Origin of the sequence: Yoonia sp. (assembly GCF_046498525.1) — a bacterium.
GTDB lineage: Bacteria > Pseudomonadota > Alphaproteobacteria > Rhodobacterales > Rhodobacteraceae > Yoonia.
Genome location: NZ_JAWOAN010000301.1, coordinates 1 through 14,798 on the forward strand (window position 1 = coordinate 1; position 14,798 = coordinate 14,798).

General features: G+C 56.2%; 15 protein-coding genes. 5 read left to right on the plus strand and 10 right to left on the minus strand.

Features of this window, described 5'->3' with window-relative positions:
* From R6T97_RS17565 to R6T97_RS17575, 3 genes are all read left to right on the plus strand, one after another.
* Window positions 1–987, plus strand: a 987-nt coding sequence (locus R6T97_RS17565) for an amino acid ABC transporter permease (protein ID WP_410350574.1), incomplete at its 5' end; no start/stop codon positions are given.
* 3 nt (window positions 988–990) lie between these two features.
* The gene (locus R6T97_RS17570) at window positions 991–2,280 is read left to right on the plus strand and encodes an amino acid ABC transporter permease (protein ID WP_410350575.1); all 1,290 of its coding nucleotides are present in this window, start codon (window positions 991–993) and stop codon (window positions 2,278–2,280) included.
* Between the two features lie 12 nt (window positions 2,281–2,292).
* Window positions 2,293–3,060, plus strand: coding sequence for an amino acid ABC transporter ATP-binding protein (locus R6T97_RS17575; protein ID WP_410350576.1), 768 nt, complete (start codon window positions 2,293–2,295; stop codon window positions 3,058–3,060).
* A 49-nt stretch (window positions 3,061–3,109) separates the two neighbouring features.
* Here R6T97_RS17575 and R6T97_RS17580 read toward each other — a convergent pair whose 3' ends face one another.
* From R6T97_RS17580 to R6T97_RS17625, 10 genes are all read right to left on the minus strand, one after another.
* Window positions 3,110–3,637, minus strand: coding sequence for a SixA phosphatase family protein (locus R6T97_RS17580; RefSeq protein ID WP_410350577.1), 528 nt, complete (start codon window positions 3,635–3,637; stop codon window positions 3,110–3,112).
* A complete protein-coding gene (locus tag R6T97_RS17585) occupies window positions 3,634–4,248 on the minus strand; it encodes a ferredoxin (protein WP_410350578.1) in 615 nt (204 codons plus the stop codon). Before R6T97_RS17585 ends, R6T97_RS17580 begins: the two co-directional genes overlap by 4 nt.
* Before the next feature lie 48 nt (window positions 4,249–4,296).
* Window positions 4,297–5,151 (minus strand): acetylglutamate kinase, encoded by an 855-nt coding sequence (argB, locus tag R6T97_RS17590; protein ID WP_410350579.1) that lies wholly within the window; start codon window positions 5,149–5,151, stop codon window positions 4,297–4,299.
* Between the two features lie 17 nt (window positions 5,152–5,168).
* On the minus strand, window positions 5,169–5,816 hold the full coding sequence (gene yihA / locus R6T97_RS17595) for a ribosome biogenesis GTP-binding protein YihA/YsxC (protein WP_410350580.1): 648 nt from the start codon (window positions 5,814–5,816) through the stop codon (window positions 5,169–5,171).
* 86 nt (window positions 5,817–5,902) lie between these two features.
* A complete protein-coding gene (yidC, locus tag R6T97_RS17600) occupies window positions 5,903–7,726 on the minus strand; it encodes a membrane protein insertase YidC (RefSeq protein WP_410350581.1) in 1,824 nt (607 codons plus the stop codon).
* A gap of 148 nt (window positions 7,727–7,874) precedes the next feature.
* On the minus strand, window positions 7,875–8,045 hold the full coding sequence (locus tag R6T97_RS17605) for a hypothetical protein (protein ID WP_410350582.1): 171 nt from the start codon (window positions 8,043–8,045) through the stop codon (window positions 7,875–7,877).
* 256 nt (window positions 8,046–8,301) lie between these two features.
* The gene (locus R6T97_RS17610) at window positions 8,302–9,603 is read right to left on the minus strand and encodes an NAD(P)/FAD-dependent oxidoreductase (RefSeq protein WP_410350583.1); all 1,302 of its coding nucleotides are present in this window, start codon (window positions 9,601–9,603) and stop codon (window positions 8,302–8,304) included.
* Window positions 9,604–10,998 (minus strand): aspartate aminotransferase family protein, encoded by a 1,395-nt coding sequence (locus R6T97_RS17615; protein WP_410350584.1) that lies wholly within the window; start codon window positions 10,996–10,998, stop codon window positions 9,604–9,606.
* A gap of 14 nt (window positions 10,999–11,012) precedes the next feature.
* A complete protein-coding gene (locus R6T97_RS17620; RefSeq protein ID WP_410350585.1) occupies window positions 11,013–12,389 on the minus strand; it encodes a glutamine synthetase family protein in 1,377 nt (458 codons plus the stop codon).
* A gap of 97 nt (window positions 12,390–12,486) precedes the next feature.
* On the minus strand, window positions 12,487–13,134 hold the full coding sequence (locus tag R6T97_RS17625) for a GntR family transcriptional regulator (RefSeq protein ID WP_410350586.1): 648 nt from the start codon (window positions 13,132–13,134) through the stop codon (window positions 12,487–12,489).
* A 144-nt stretch (window positions 13,135–13,278) separates the two neighbouring features.
* Between R6T97_RS17625 and R6T97_RS17630 the strand changes: the two genes are divergently transcribed.
* A complete protein-coding gene (locus R6T97_RS17630; protein WP_410350587.1) occupies window positions 13,279–14,367 on the plus strand; it encodes a polyamine ABC transporter substrate-binding protein in 1,089 nt (362 codons plus the stop codon).
* 74 nt (window positions 14,368–14,441) lie between these two features.
* Window positions 14,442–14,798, plus strand: a 357-nt coding sequence (locus R6T97_RS17635; protein ID WP_410350588.1) for an ABC transporter ATP-binding protein, incomplete at its 3' end; no start/stop codon positions are given.

Below are 14,798 nucleotides of genomic sequence, written 5' to 3' on the forward strand. Positions count from 1 at the left end.
CAGTCCACAAACCTTCGGGCGGCCTTTGTCGGTGTATTGAACACGCTGCTCGTGGCCTTTCTTGCCTGTGTGACTGCGACGGTCTTTGGTGTTCTTGCCGGTGTGTTGCGGTTGTCGAACAACTGGCTTGTCCGCAAGCTCATGGCCGCCTACGTCGAGATATTTCGCAATATTCCGGTGCTTATCTGGATTCTGATTATCTTCACGATCATGATTGCTGTGCTGCCCGGGCCTCGGGATTTCCGCGGCGATGATCCAGCCGCATCCATGTTCCTCGGGATTTCCGCCTTTACCAACCGTGGGGTCTATATCCCGCTACCTTATTTTGAACGCGGATTTGGTGGCGGCACCGACTTGCTTATGGTGATTGTGATACTGGTAGGGTCATTCTTCGGTACCCGCGCCGTCACTGCCCGTGCGACGCGTATTCAGGAAGCAACCGGTGAGCGGCCCAAGACATTGCTTGTTAATCTCGCGATCTGGTTCGGACCTCTGATTGCGGTTTTCCTCATCTTTGGTCTGCGTTTTGAAATACCTGCGCTGACGGGCTTCAACTTTTCCGGCGGCATCAAGGTTGGCGGTCCGTTGATTGCGATCTGGTTCGCCCTGTCGATCTATACCGGGGCCTTCATCGCAGAGAACGTCCGCGCCGGTATTCTGGCGGTATCCAAGGGCCAAACCGAGGCCGCTGGGGCGCTCGGCATCCGTCCGAGGCGCATCATGAGCCTCGTCGTTCTGCCGCAGGCGATGCGGGTCATCATCCCGCCGTTGATTTCGCAATATCTGAATATTACCAAGAACTCGTCTCTGGCGATCCTCGTAGGGTATGCGGATGTGACGGCGACTTTGGGCGGGATCACCCTGAACCAGACGGGTCGCGCAATCGAATGCATCCTTTTGCTGATGCTGTTCTACCTCACGATTTCCTTGCTGATCTCTGCGGTGATCAACGTCTACAACAACGCAATCAAGCTGAAGGAGCGCTAGGTTATGGTTGATCGTACAATCGCGTTCGTTCGCACCAAAGACGTCCCTCCGATGCCACCGCCGCCAAATGCGGCTGGTCCAAGGAAATGGATCAAGGACAACCTGTTTGCGACGCCTGCCAACAGTGTCCTGACCGTGCTTGCCTTTCTGGCTCTCTATATGATCCTGAGCGGCACTGTGCCGTGGCTTTTTAACGGTATCTGGACGGCGTCGAGCCTTTCGGAGTGTCGCGAAATCCTCGGCGGGTCTACCGGTGCCTGTTTTGCAGTGCTTGCGGAACGTTGGAACCAGCTCCTGTTCGGGTTCCAGTATCAGTCAGAGCTTTACTGGCGTCCGGGGCTGGCCTTTATCCTGCTGTTCTTTGCTGCGGCTCCGGTCTTGTTCTTTGACCTGCCGCGCAAGCTTTTGATCTTTACGGCGCTCTATCCCTTCATCGCCTACTGGCTGCTTTGGGGCGGATCCATCCTGTGGCCGATTCTTGCGCTTGTCGGGGTCGTCGCTGGCGGTATTTTCTACCAACGGTTCGTCAGGAACAGCTTTGCGCTTGGTTTCTTCGGTGCCATCGTGACCGCCTTTGTGGTCTGGACTGTCGGCGGGTACATTATCCCCGATGTCGAGATCACCGAAGGGGCCATGCGTTCGGTGCCAAGCCGTGACCTCGGTGGTTTCATGCTGAATATGATGTTGGGTGTGACCTGTGTGTCGCTGTCACTGCCGTTGGGCATTGCCTTGGCGCTGGGCCGTCAATCCAGCATGCCTATCATCAAGTATATCTGTGTCGTATTCATCGAATTCGTCCGTGGTGTGCCGTTGATCACGCTGCTCTTTGTGGCGAACGTGATGCTTGGTTACTTTTTCCCGCCCGGCTCTGGCGTGGATCTGTTCCTGCGCGTTGTGATCATGATCACGATGTTCTCTGCGGCCTATATCGCCGAGGTTATCCGGGGTGGCCTGGCCGCTTTGCCAAAGGGCCAGTACGAGGCCGCTGACAGCCTTGGTCTGGATTATGCGCAAGCCATGCGTCTGATCATTCTGCCACAAGCGCTCAAGATCTCGATCCCGGGCATCGTGAACGTGTCGGTCGGTCTGTTCAAGGACACTACGCTCGTCTCGGTCATTTCGATGTTCGATCTGGTCGGCATGATCCGTGGCCCGATCCTGGCATCGGTTGAATGGCAAGGCGTCTATTGGGAGCTTTACGGCTTTGCAGCGTTGCTGTTCTTCATCACCTGCTACGGCATTTCTCAATATTCACAATGGTTGGAGCGCAGGCTCACAACCGACCACAGATAGGAGGCTGGTAACATGGCCGAAGCAACACAAATGCAAGTCTCGGACGAACTGGCGATTACCATTGAGAACATGAACAAATGGTTTGGTTCGTTTCACGTCCTACGCGATATTGATCTCACGGTGTATCAGGGCGAGCGGATCGTGATCTGTGGCCCGTCAGGATCGGGCAAATCCACGCTAATCCGTTGCATCAACGCATTGGAGGAACATCAGCAGGGCAAGATCGTGGTTGATGGCACGGTCCTGTCTTCTGACCTCAAGAATATCGACAAGATCAGGTCAGAGGTTGGCATGTGCTTTCAGCACTTCAATCTGTTCCCGCATCTGACGATCCTTGAGAACTGCACACTGGCCCCCATTTGGGTACGCAAGACCCCCAAGAAGGAAGCCGAGGAAACCGCGATGCACTTCCTTGAGAAGGTCAAAATCCCCGAGCAGGCCGACAAGTACCCCGGCCAGTTGTCTGGTGGTCAGCAGCAGCGTGTGGCGATTGCTCGTTCGCTTTGTATGCGCCCGCGTATCATGTTGTTTGACGAACCGACATCAGCGCTTGACCCCGAGATGATCAAAGAGGTGCTCGACACCATGATCGAGCTGGCCGAAGAGGGCATGACAATGCTTTGCGTGACGCACGAGATGGGCTTTGCCCGTCAGGTGGCCAACCGTGTGATCTTTATGGATCAGGGCCAGATCGTGGAACAGAACGAGCCTGAAGAGTTCTTCAACAACCCTAAATCCGACCGGACGCAGTTGTTCCTGAGCCAGATTTTGGGACATTAGGCACCTACTGATACGGCAATGAAAAGCCCCGGTTCGGCCGGGGCTTTTTTCATTCAATATCCTGCGCTTCCGTCCCAATCAGATCGCGCGGTACGACGAAAGCCTTGCAGCGCCCTGTCCGGTTCTGCACCTTGGCCCATTCCGAAACGTCGAAATCAATCACTGTGCTGGCGCAGGTCGGATAGTCGCTGAACCGGTGGTGGTCCGGTGGGCTTTGCACCAATGCGTTTGCCAGCATTCCGATGGCGGGGTTGTGGCCGATTACGGCGATACATGGGGCGGTTTGTTTGTGCAGCAGATCAAGCATCGTGGCTGGTGCGGCGTGATACAATCTGCCCGCCAGCTTGAGTTGTGGGGCAGGCGTCAACTGGGACAGGATCAAATCCGCCGTTTCCTGCGTGCGTGCGGCATCGGAACAAAGCACGACATCGGGTACGTATCCCTGCTCTGCCATCCATTTGCCAATCGCGTTGGCCGAAGCCTGCCCGCGTTGGTTCAGCACCCTTGCGTGGTCGTCCGAGAAAGGATCGCTCCAACTGGATTTGGCGTGGCGGATCAGGATCAGACGCAGGGTCAAAGGAAGGCCTCCATATGGAATGCGGCTTGGGCTGGCAGGCGGCTGCCTTGGCCAACGGGGCAGGCGCGGCGGGCAAGGCAGCCGCCAGTGCGGCAGTCAGTACCAGCCTCAGACCCAACATGCGCCTTGCAGGCGGCAACGTCATAACCGTCGTTGAAGGCACCGACAGGGCAGGCAGTGGCGCAGGGTTGGCCCGCACACGTCAGGCAGGGTTGCGGGGCATCGCCAAGCTGCGGTGTCGTGTGCCAACGGATTGCCCCGCGGAAGGACACAAAGAGACCGGCTTCCTCATGCACCAGAAACCCAATGGGGGACGCCCAGAAGCGCCCGCTCTTTTTGGCCCATGTGAAGAAGGGAGAGTAGGGCGGTCCGCCGAAAGGAAAAAGCGCTTCGGCTTCCAGATCATGGGCGACGGCACTCAGGACCCGCGCAGACCACCGGTCCATCGGGTTGGGGGTGCCGTCGTTGTATTCCGGGCTGTCACGAAAGACCCCCCAAAAAGCAGGCTCTGCGGGGCCGATCAACGTGATTGTGCAATCCCCGTCGGGGCAGTCACCCAAAGTGCGTAGCCCGTGCGGGGCAAGTAGAACGGCTAGATCGGTAAAGCTCATGTAGTCGAGCCTAGCGATTTTAGCACCAGGTGCATATGCACTTTGCTTTCACACGCGTGGGCGGCGGATGAGCGAGCCTGCACCGTGATCGGTGAACAGCTCCAGAAGGCAGGCGTTTGGTGCGCGGCCATCAAGAATGACCACGGCGCGGACCCCGCCGTTCATCGCTGCAAGGGCGGTTTCCGTTTTCGGGATCATGCCGCCTGCGATTGTGCCGTCGATAATCAGGTCAGGGATGATTCTTGGGTCGATCTCGGTCAGGACCTCGCCCGATTTGTCCTTTACCCCTTCCACATCAGTCAGCAGCAGCAGGCGATCCGCCTTGAGTGCACTTGCGATTGCTCCGGCGGCGGTATCGCCGTTGACGTTGAATGTCTCGCCGTTGCGACCCATGCCCAAGGGCGCAATCACAGGGATCACGTGGGCTGCGTGCAGATCACGCAGGATCGTGGGATCAACGGCGACAGGCGTACCCACAAAGCCCAGATCGGCGTGGGTCTGCTCGCAGATCATCAGGTTGGCGTCTTTGCCCGACAGACCGACAGCTTTGCCCCCTTCTTCGGAGATGGCCTGCACTAGCCGGTTGTTCACCTGACCGGAGAGGACCATTTCGACCACATCCATCGTGGCCTGATCCGTCACCCGCTTACCGTCCACGAATTCCGACTTGATATTCAGTTTGCCCAGCATTTCATTGATCATCGGCCCGCCGCCGTGGACGACCACGGGGTTCAGCCCGACCTGACGCATCAGCACCACATCGCGGGCAAAGCCACGCATTGCCGCACCGCTGCCCATCGCATGACCGCCCAGTTTGATCACTACGGTCGCACCGGCGTAGCGCTGCATGTAGGGCAGGGCCTGGCTCAGGGTGCTGGCGGTGGCGATCCAATCACGGTTCATGTCGTGCGTCCTTGTCTTCATGCGATACCTGCGATGATGGCCCGGAGTGTCGGAATGCCATCGTTCTTTTCAGAGGAGGTCAGGATAAGCTCGGGATAGGCAGCAGGATGTTTGGCCAGCGCCGCGCGCGTCTTGTCAAGCGATGCTTGCAGGGCATCCCCTTTGAGCTTGTCGACCTTGGTCATGACCACCTGAAAGGTCACCGCCGCGCTATCCAGCAGCGACATGATTTCTTCGTCAACTGCCTTGGCCCCGTGCCGTGCGTCAATCAGCACGAAGACCCGCCGCAGTGTTTGCCGCCCTTGCAGATATTGCTTGAGCAGGCGCTGCCATTTTTCCACCACCGCGACAGGAGCGTTGGCAAAGCCATAGCCGGGCAGGTCGACCACATAGATGTCGCCTGCCGTGAAAAAGTTGATCTCTTGCGTACGTCCGGGGGTGTTGGAGGCACGTGCCAATCCCTTGCGCCCCGTCAGTGCGTTGATCAGGGAAGATTTGCCTACGTTGGAACGCCCTGCGAAGCAGACCTCCATCCGGTCGGCAGGCGGCAGGCCGTCCATGGCGACAACGCCTTTGACGAAATCGGTTTCACCGGCAAAGAGCAGACGGCCTTTTTCGAGCGCCTGCGCGTCTGGTTCTTCCACTTCGGGAAAACGCATTTCCATCCTCAGACTACCTTTGCTGTATCACGGTGCGCCACCTGACTGTGGCTGATGACCTGATGCCGCCACATTGCAGCGACACTGATCATTTACTTGCCATCTTTCTTTTCGGCCTCTGCCGCAGCAGATTTTTTCTTGACACTGGACTTGATGTTGCCGAACACATCAGGCTTTGCCCCGTGGCTGCGCATGATCGCATACTGCTGGGTAAAGGTGATGATGTTGTTGGCAATCCAGTAAAGCACCAGACCGGAGGCGAAAGAGCCCAGCATGAACATGAAGACCCATGGCATCCACGCAAAGATCATCTGCTGGGTCGGGTCTGTTGGCGCAGGGTTCAGCTTTTGCTGCAACCACATCGACACACCCAACATGATCGGCAGGATACCGATAAAGATCAGCGACAGGATCGAACCGGGTTCTGGTGCCGCGTAGGGCAGTAGGCCAAACAGGTTGATGATGGAAGATGGATCAGGCGCGGAGAGATCTTCGATCCAGCCGATCCATGGCGCGTGACGCAACTCGATAGTGACAAAGATCACCTTATAGAGCGAGAAGAAGATCGGAATCTGCAACAGGATCGGCAGACAACCCGCAGCAGGGTTCACTTTGTTTTCCTTGTAAAGCTTCATCATGCCTTGCTGCATGGCCTGCTTGTCATCGCCTGCGCGTTCCTTGAGCTTTTCCATCTCTGGCTGAAGCTCTTTCATCTTGGCCATAGACACGTATGACTTATAGGCCAGCGGCAACACGATGATTTTCAGGATCACGGTCAGCGCAAGAATGGACCACCCCATGTTACCGATAAAGATATTGAGATAGTGTAGCAGTGCAAAGATCGGCTTGGTCAAAAAGAAGAACCAGCCCCAGTCGATGCTATCCAGAAAACCCGGAACGCCTTCTTCTTCTTCATAATCGCGGATTGTTTCCCATTCCTTTGCGCCGGCAAAAAGTCGTGTTGTCACGGTCGCGGTTTCGCCGCCAGCAATCGTTTCAATCGGCATAACCGCTTCGGCCTGATACAGGTCGCGGCTGTCAAAGTATTTGGAAGTGGACCGGAACGGCACGCCCTGCTCGGGGATCAGCGTGGTCATCCAGTAGTGGTCTGTATAGCCGATCCAGCCGGATTCCGCTACATTCAAGCGCTCGGCTTGTGTCCGTTCGCGGGGGTCAACGGCGTAGTCCGTGATTTTGTCATAGCTGGTTTCTTCCAGTTCGCCGTCCGTCATCCGGACCATGCCTTCATGTAGGATGAAGAAGTTCTTGAGGTCCGCTGGCTCACCATGGCGGCGGAGCAGACCATAGGGGCGCGCAGCAATCGGGCTGCTCGTTGTGTTTTCCACGCTTTGGTCGACGGTAAACATGAATTCGTCATCGACCGCGATTTCCGAGCGGAAGATTTGGCCCGAGCCGTTGTCCCAAGACAGGGTGACAGTGCTGTTCGATGTCAGCTTATCGCCGCTTTCCAGCGTCCAAAGGGTATCCGGGCCGGGAACCGCCGCAGGATCGAGCCCGTCTGTCGCCGTCCAGCCGAATGACGCAAAATAAGCACCCGGTTCGCCAACCGGCTTGAGCAGGCGCACAATATCGGCGTCTTCGTCGATCGTTTCGCGGTAGTTCGTCAGGGCGAGATCATCAATCCGACCACCCAAAAGCGAGATGGAACCGGCCAGTTCACTGGTTTCAATCGGAATGCGCGGGGCCTCCGACACAGGTTCGGGCACATCTGTTGGCGTGGTGGCTGTTGGCGCAACGGGATCGGTGGCAGGAAGTGTCGGGTCATCCAGCGTCTGGACAGCCTCGGTGGCGGGATCAACCGGCAACTCCTCTGGCGGGAACAGCGTTGTCCACGCCACAATGACGGCAAAGCTTAGTATCGTCGCCAAGATGAGGTTCTTGTTCTGGTCGTTCATCTGAAAACCACCCATATTTCCTAGAAAAGTCTGTGGGTCGTTCAACCTGTCGGGGGCCGAAAGGTCAAGCTGTTTTCATTGATCTTGGACGGTTTGAAGCAGTTGCGAGCGCGACTTCATCCTGCCGCCAGTGCAAGCTGCGCAAGCTTCAGGTCTTTTTTGCCTCCAGGAACCGCTTTCTGGTGCGCTGAAACACGAAGGCAAGACGCGGATCATTTGTGGCGAGGTCATCTACCATCCGGTTAAAGGCCGCCTCGTCTTGCCCGAAAAAAGCTTGAGCCGCCTCGTCAGGGTCCATTGATTGGGAAACATTCTTCATACTAATTTACCTTTCACACCATCGTGCCGTGCCTGTCAAAGTGACGGTCGGGTGAACTTTGGGCCGAAAACAGGCCGAGAAACGAGAACAAAAAGCTGCAACATGCATCTCAATATTTACGTTTTATATCAAAGACTTTCACCTTCACGCCAAAAATGTGTACTTGCACAGGTCCAGCAGAATATCGCCTATAGGAACGCCACGGGCATCCAATTTCAAGACATAATCTACCTGAAGGTTAGCAATGTGATAATCGCTACATCCTGTCACGCAGGCTGTACCAGAGCATCGCAAGCACCAGCAGTGGCGACCGCAGCGCAGGGCCACCAGGGAAAGACAGTGTCGGGACGCTTGCCATCACATCAAACCGTTCCGCCTGACCTGCAATGGCCTCGGCCGCGATCTGGCCCGACATTGTGCCCATTGCGACTCCCAAGCCCGAAAACCCCGACATCGTCAGGATATTTCCGCCAATCCGTTCATAATGGGGCATCCGGTTCATGGTGATGCCAAGTGTGCCTCCCCATGCGTGGTCGATTTCCACGTCCTTGAGTTGGGGAAAGACTTCCACCAGTGGTTTGCGCACGGCACCTGCGATATCTGAGGGGAATTTATAGCCATAGGTTTCAGTGCCACCGAAAAGCAGCCGGTGATCTTCGGAAAACCGAAAGTAGTTGACGACAAACTTGCTGTCGGCGACGGCGTAGTTATTCTGGATGACCTTCTCTTGCGCATCAGGCGACATCGGTTTTGTCGATACGATGAAGTTGTTAATCGGCATGACACGTTCGGCGACGTGTTTTTGCATTGTCCCAAGATAGCCGTTACAGCCCAGCACGACATAGCGCGCCTTCACTTTGGCATCCTTCGTTCTGACGAACGCAGGCTCGCCCTCGTCGATTCCTTCGACCTTGGAGCCTTCAAAGATGCGTGCGCCTGCCTTCACTGCGAGACGCGCCAGACCCAAAACCAACTCCAATGGGTTCACATGGCCAGAACCCAGATCGAGCGTGCCGCCATGATAGGCGGGCGAATTCACAATGGTGCGGCATTCTTGGGGGGGCAGCAGGCGGATTTTGTCATAGCCGTATTTGTCCTGCATATGCGCCACATAGGTTTCGCTGTGCGCGTAGTCGCGCTTGCGATGCACGGTGTGGACGATGCCGGGGTGAAAATCGGTCCGAACCTCTTCCTTTGCGCAAAGGTCGCGCACCAGATTAACGGCCTGACAGCCGATATCCCACAATGCACGTGCACGGGTATCACCGACCATCGCCTCAAGGTCTTCCTGATCGCGGCGCTGCCCCGTGCCGACTTGCCCGCCATTGCGCCCGGATGCGCCAAAGCCGACGCGCTGGGCCTCTAACACCACCACATCATAGCCGCGCTGGGCCAGATGATAGGCAGTTGAAAGCCCGGTGAAACCGGCCCCCACTACGCAAACATCGCAGTCCAAATCGCCTGCGGCAGCAGGGAATCGATCCAGATGTTCTGCGGCGTCTGCGTAGTAAGACGGCGGGTATGCACCCTGTTGGTCGTTGACGGTCAGCAGGTCCATCTAGCCCGCCTTGAGCAGGTCATCGGCTTTGAGTTTCTCATAGCATTCGTCCAGCGATTTGCGCGCGCGTGTCATCAGAATGTCGATCTCGTCACAGGTGATCGTCAGTGGCGGGGAAATGATCATCCGGTCACCAACACTGCGCATGATGATGTTGTTGGCAAAACAGCGGTCACGGAAAATAAAGCCGGCGGTGCCTTTCTCTGCGGCAAAGACCGCGCGGCTGGCCTTGTCCGGTGTCAGCGCGATAGACGCCATCATACCCACGATCTTGGCTTCACCGACCAAAGGATGTTCGGCCAGTGCTTCCCACTTTTCGCGCAGATAAGGGGCTGTCACGTCGCGCACGTTGTCGACGATGCCTTCTTCCTCAAGGATACGGAGGTTTTCCAGCGCGACCGCACAGGCAACGGGGTGCCCCGAATACGTATAACCGTGGTTGAACTCTGTCTCGCGCAACACTTCGGCCACCTCGTCCGATACAATGGACCCGCCAATCGGTATGTAACCGGAACTGAGGCCCTTTGCGACGGTCATGATATCAGGCGCGATCCCGACAGTTTGTGATCCGAACCAGTTGCCGGTGCGACCAAAGCCGCAGATCACTTCATCCGCGATCAGCAGAATGCCGTATTTCTTGACGATCCGCTGGATTTCCGGCCAGTAGGTTTCGGGGGGGACGATCACGCCACCTGCACCTTGAATGGGTTCGGCGATGAACGCGCCAACGCGCTCCGGCCCGATTTCCTTGATTTTCTCTTCCAGTTGGCGCGCGCGCTCCAGACCGAATTCTTCGGGCGTCATCTCGCCGCCTTCGGCCCACCAGTTGGGCTGATCGATGAATGCGATGCCGGGGATCGGCAGACCGCCCTGTCCATGCATCCCCTTCATGCCGCCCAGTGATGCGCCGCCAATGGTGGAACCATGATAGGCGTTCCAACGGGAAATGATCACATCGCGTTCCGGCTGGCCCTTTTCGGCCCAATAGGTGCGCACAATGCGGATATTGGTATCATTGGCGTCGGATCCGCCGCTGGCAAAGAAGACGTGGTTCAGATTATCGGGGGCGAGCTCGGCGAGTTTCTTGGCAAGCATCAGGGCAGGTACATGGGTGGTCTGAAAGAAGGTGTTGTAGTAAGGCAGTTCCTTCATCTGGCGGGCAGCAGCATCGGCCAGTTCATCACGGCCATAGCCGATATTGACGCACCACAGGCCCGCCATGCCGTCGATGATTTCTTCGCCGTCGCTGTCTTTCAGCCAGACACCTTTGGCGGATGTGATGACGCGCGGGCCTTTCGCGGCCAGTGCATTGGCATGGGTGAAAGGGTGCAGGTGATGGGCGGAGTCAAGCGCCTGCAATTCATCGGTCGGGGGGTAATTGGCAAGGATGTTCATGGTGTGACCTCTGTTCAGACGTTCAATAGAAGGTGGCTGCGTTCCCAAGGCGAGATTTCGCGCTGGTATTCTTCGTTTTCAGCTTGTTTGATTTGCTCGTAGAGGCGGCAGAAATCTTCGCCCAGAAGGGCCCGGATTTCGCTGGCTTCCTCAAAATATTCCAATGCTTCGCGCAGGCTTGCGGGCAGGGGAACTTCGGCTTCCCAGACTTCTTTCGTGGCCTCCGGACGCGGCTCGACCTTGTTGAGCATACCAAGATAGCCGCACGCCAGTGATGCGGCGATGGCGATGTAAGGGTTGCAATCCATGCCGATCACGCGGTTTTCAAGCCGCCGTGCGTCAGGTTCGGAATGGGGAACGCGCAGACCAGTGGTGCGGTTGTCGATGGCCCATTCCAGATTGGCGGGCGCACTTTGCCCATCGACGGTGATCCGGCGGTAGGAGTTCACATAAGGGGCCAGCAACGGCACGATTTGCAGCAGGTACTCTTGTGATCCACCGATGAACCAGCGGAACAGGTCCGTCTCGGAACCGTCGGCAGCAGAAAAGATGTTCTGCCCTGTTTCGATATCGAGCACGCTTTGATGCACATGCATCGCGCTGCCGGGTTCATCCCGTTTGGGCTTGGCCATGAAGGTGGCAAAGATGTTGTTCTTGAGCGCGGCCTCGCGAATCGTACGTTTGAAATAAAACACCTGATCGGCCAGATGAAGCGGATCACCGTGCATCAGATTGATTTCGATCTGGCCAGCGCCGCCTTCCTGGATCAACGTGTCGATAGGAAGGCCCTGTTGCTCTGCATAACTGTAAATCGTGTCGATCACAGGCCCGTATTCGTCCACGGCGACCATGGAATAAACCTGACGACTGGGCACTTTTCGCCCCGTGCGTCCTATCGGCGTTTCGATGGGGTCGTTGGGATCAAGGTTGGGTTTCGTGAGGTAGAATTCCAACTCCGGAGCGATCACCGGATTCCAGCCCTTGTCTGCATAGGCTTGAATAATGTTCTGCAGAATCGTCCGTGGCGCAATCGAAAGCGGTGTGCCATCGCGGTTGAACATATCGCAGATCACCTGCAACGATACATCATCGGCCCAAGGAATGGCGCAGGCGGTTGTCATGTCAGGCCTAAGCAGGATGTCTTTTTCAAGCCATTGGTTTTCGATATCCATATCCACGTATTCGCCCGAAATCGTCTGGTAGAACAATGAGATAGGCAGGGCCATCTCTGCGTCGGGGTTGAATTTCATCGCAGGCATTGTCTTGCCGCGCGAGGTGCCGACCAGATCAGGCACGATGCATTCAACCCCGTCAATCTTTTCGCCCTTGGCATAGGCGATGAATTCTTCTGAAAGAGCCTCGTGCCAGTTGGGGTTGTGCGCTGATGACATCGGTGCCTCCTGAGGGCGAATTGGCGTGTTTGTGGTGCTGATTTCAATAATTTGATCAAAATATAAGAGATAGTCAATCGTGCGCTATGCATTGTCGCTAGGTTGTCGTTTGCCGGACAAATTCCATCCCCTGACGGATGTCTTCGGTGATGGCGTCACGCGTTTTTCTGGCGTCCCCGTCTTTCAGGGCTTGGGTCGCAGCACGGTGTTGGTCGAGCAGGTTTGTGGTGCCGTAGCGCCCGCAGACCACGCGCAATGATGGGCCGATCCTGAGCCAGAGTGTTTCGGCGATACGGCGCAGAATATGTGCATTTGCCAAGCCGTAAAGATGGAAGTGGAAGCGGTAATTTGCCTCCAGATAGCCATGGATATCGCCATCGTTTATGGCCTTGTCCACCAAGGCGTCAATCCTTTCCAACTCTTTGATATCAATAAGTTTGCACTGATCTGCGGCAGCTTCGGCCAAGGATGGTTCGACGGTCAGCCGGACCAGTTCGATCTGTTCCAGCCGGTGCGCGGTCATTGCGGGAACTTCTATGCGCCGGTTCTGGCGCGTCACGAGCGCCCCTTCCGCCGTCAACCGGCGGATCGCCTCGCGCGCAGGGGTCACGCCGGTGCCGATGGAATCAGCAAGACCGTGAATGGTGACAGGTTGGCCGGGGACGACCTCTCCAAAGAGAATCATCTCTTTTACCCGAAGGTAGATCGTTTCATGTTCCGGCTTTTTGCTCACCAACTGGTTCATATTTGTGCCTACCCCTGAGGCATTTTTGATTTCACATACCTAGGATCATGCCAAAACCTATCAAATTTTCATAGCAAGGATTGCAAACTTATATGATTTCATCAAAGCTGGATGGGATGACGGGACAATCAAATGGAGGTTTACATGCTCAAAACGAAATATTTTACCGCGATAGCGGCCGCAGCGCTCGCCGCTCAGGCGGGTTGGGCAGAAGAAGTGCGGGTCTATAACTGGTCCGATTATATCGATGAAGACCTGCTGGCCAAGTTCGAGGAAGAAACGGGCTATGACCTGATTTACGACGTCTTTGACAGCAATGAAGTACTGGAAACCAAGTTGCTTGCTGGCGGGTCGGGATATGACGTTGTGGTGCCATCCGCTACATTTTTGCAGCGCCAGATTTCGGCGGGGGCGTTTCAGCCACTCGATAAGTCAAAGCTCAGCAATATCGGCAACCTCTGGGACGTCGTGGAAGCACGGACAGAGACATATGATCCCGGCGGCAACTACTCCATCAACTACATGTGGGGGACCACGGGGATTGGTGTGAACGTTGACAAAGTAACAGAGATTTTGGGCGAAGATGCCCCGATGAACTCGCTTGATCTGATCTTTGACCCTGCAAACATGGAAAAGCTTGCAGCCTGTGGCGTGCATTTCCTTGATGCGCCGACCGAACTGATCCCGGCTGCCTTGCAATACATCGGTGAAGACCCCGACGCCAAAGACGAAGAGACACTGGCAAAAGCCGAGCCTGTGCTGTCTGCCGTGCGTCCCTACGTCCAGAAGTATCACAGCTCTGAATATATCTCGGCACTGGCGAACGGGGATATCTGCGTGGCCTTTGGATGGTCCGGCGACATCCTGCAATCGCGTGATCGCGCGGACGAAGCCGACAATGGCGTTGAAATTGCATATAATGCACCCGTCGAGGGCGCGCTGATGTGGTTTGACCAGATGGCGATTCCGGTTGATGCGCCAAACCACGAAGGTGCGCATGCCTTCCTTGATTTCATCCTTGATGCTGAAAACATAGCTGCGGCTTCGAATTATGTCTATTATGCCAACGGCAACGAGGCCTCCAAGCCGCTTTTGCTAGAGGATGTGATCGGTGATCCGGCGATCTATCCTGACGAAGCCACGCTTGAAACACTTTACACAACCACACCTTATGACGCGCGCGCGCAGCGTTTCGTCACACGGATGTGGACACGTGTGAAGTCCGGTACCTAAGATAAAAGTGCCCCGGCCTGTCGATTGACGGGCCGGGGTTTCCTTATTGGCGCATACCAAAGGCCCTGATCCCCATGCCCGAAACCGCGTTTGAGCCTTGGAACGACCCTGCCGCAAAACCGCTGATCCAGTTTCGCAATGTCACCAAACGCTTTGGCGACTTCATCGCGATTGACGATCTGAGTATCGACATCTTTGAAAAAGAATTCTTTGCGCTGTTGGGCCCATCGGGTTGTGGCAAGACGACGATGATGCGGATGCTCGCGGGGTTCGAGGCGCCTACTGCTGGCACGATCATGCTGGATGGTCAGGACATCTCGCCTATTCCGCCCAACAAGCGCAGTGTGAACATGATGTTCCAGTCCTATGCGCTTTTCCCGCATCTGACTGTCTACGACAATATCGCCTTCGGCCTGAAACGCTCGAAAATG

What these genes read in the sequence shown, in the direction of transcription:
- R6T97_RS17570 (WP_410350575.1), top strand. Translation starts at nt 991, where the DNA reads ATGGTTGATCGTACAATCGCGTTCGTTCGCACCAAAGACGTCCCTCCG.
- R6T97_RS17575 (WP_410350576.1), top strand. Translation starts at nt 2,293, where the DNA reads ATGGCCGAAGCAACACAAATGCAAGTCTCGGACGAACTGGCGATTACC.
- R6T97_RS17585 (WP_410350578.1), bottom strand. Translation starts at nt 4,248, where the DNA reads ATGAGCTTTACCGATCTAGCCGTTCTACTTGCCCCGCACGGGCTACGC.
- argB (WP_410350579.1), bottom strand. Translation starts at nt 5,151, where the DNA reads ATGAACCGTGATTGGATCGCCACCGCCAGCACCCTGAGCCAGGCCCTG.
- yihA (WP_410350580.1), bottom strand. Translation starts at nt 5,816, where the DNA reads ATGGAAATGCGTTTTCCCGAAGTGGAAGAACCAGACGCGCAGGCGCTC.
- yidC (WP_410350581.1), bottom strand. Translation starts at nt 7,726, where the DNA reads ATGAACGACCAGAACAAGAACCTCATCTTGGCGACGATACTAAGCTTT.
- R6T97_RS17605 (WP_410350582.1), bottom strand. Translation starts at nt 8,045, where the DNA reads ATGAAGAATGTTTCCCAATCAATGGACCCTGACGAGGCGGCTCAAGCT.
- R6T97_RS17610 (WP_410350583.1), bottom strand. Translation starts at nt 9,603, where the DNA reads ATGGACCTGCTGACCGTCAACGACCAACAGGGTGCATACCCGCCGTCT.
- R6T97_RS17615 (WP_410350584.1), bottom strand. Translation starts at nt 10,998, where the DNA reads ATGAACATCCTTGCCAATTACCCCCCGACCGATGAATTGCAGGCGCTT.
- R6T97_RS17620 (WP_410350585.1), bottom strand. Translation starts at nt 12,389, where the DNA reads ATGTCATCAGCGCACAACCCCAACTGGCACGAGGCTCTTTCAGAAGAA.
- R6T97_RS17625 (WP_410350586.1), bottom strand. Translation starts at nt 13,134, where the DNA reads ATGAACCAGTTGGTGAGCAAAAAGCCGGAACATGAAACGATCTACCTT.
- R6T97_RS17630 (WP_410350587.1), top strand. Translation starts at nt 13,279, where the DNA reads ATGCTCAAAACGAAATATTTTACCGCGATAGCGGCCGCAGCGCTCGCC.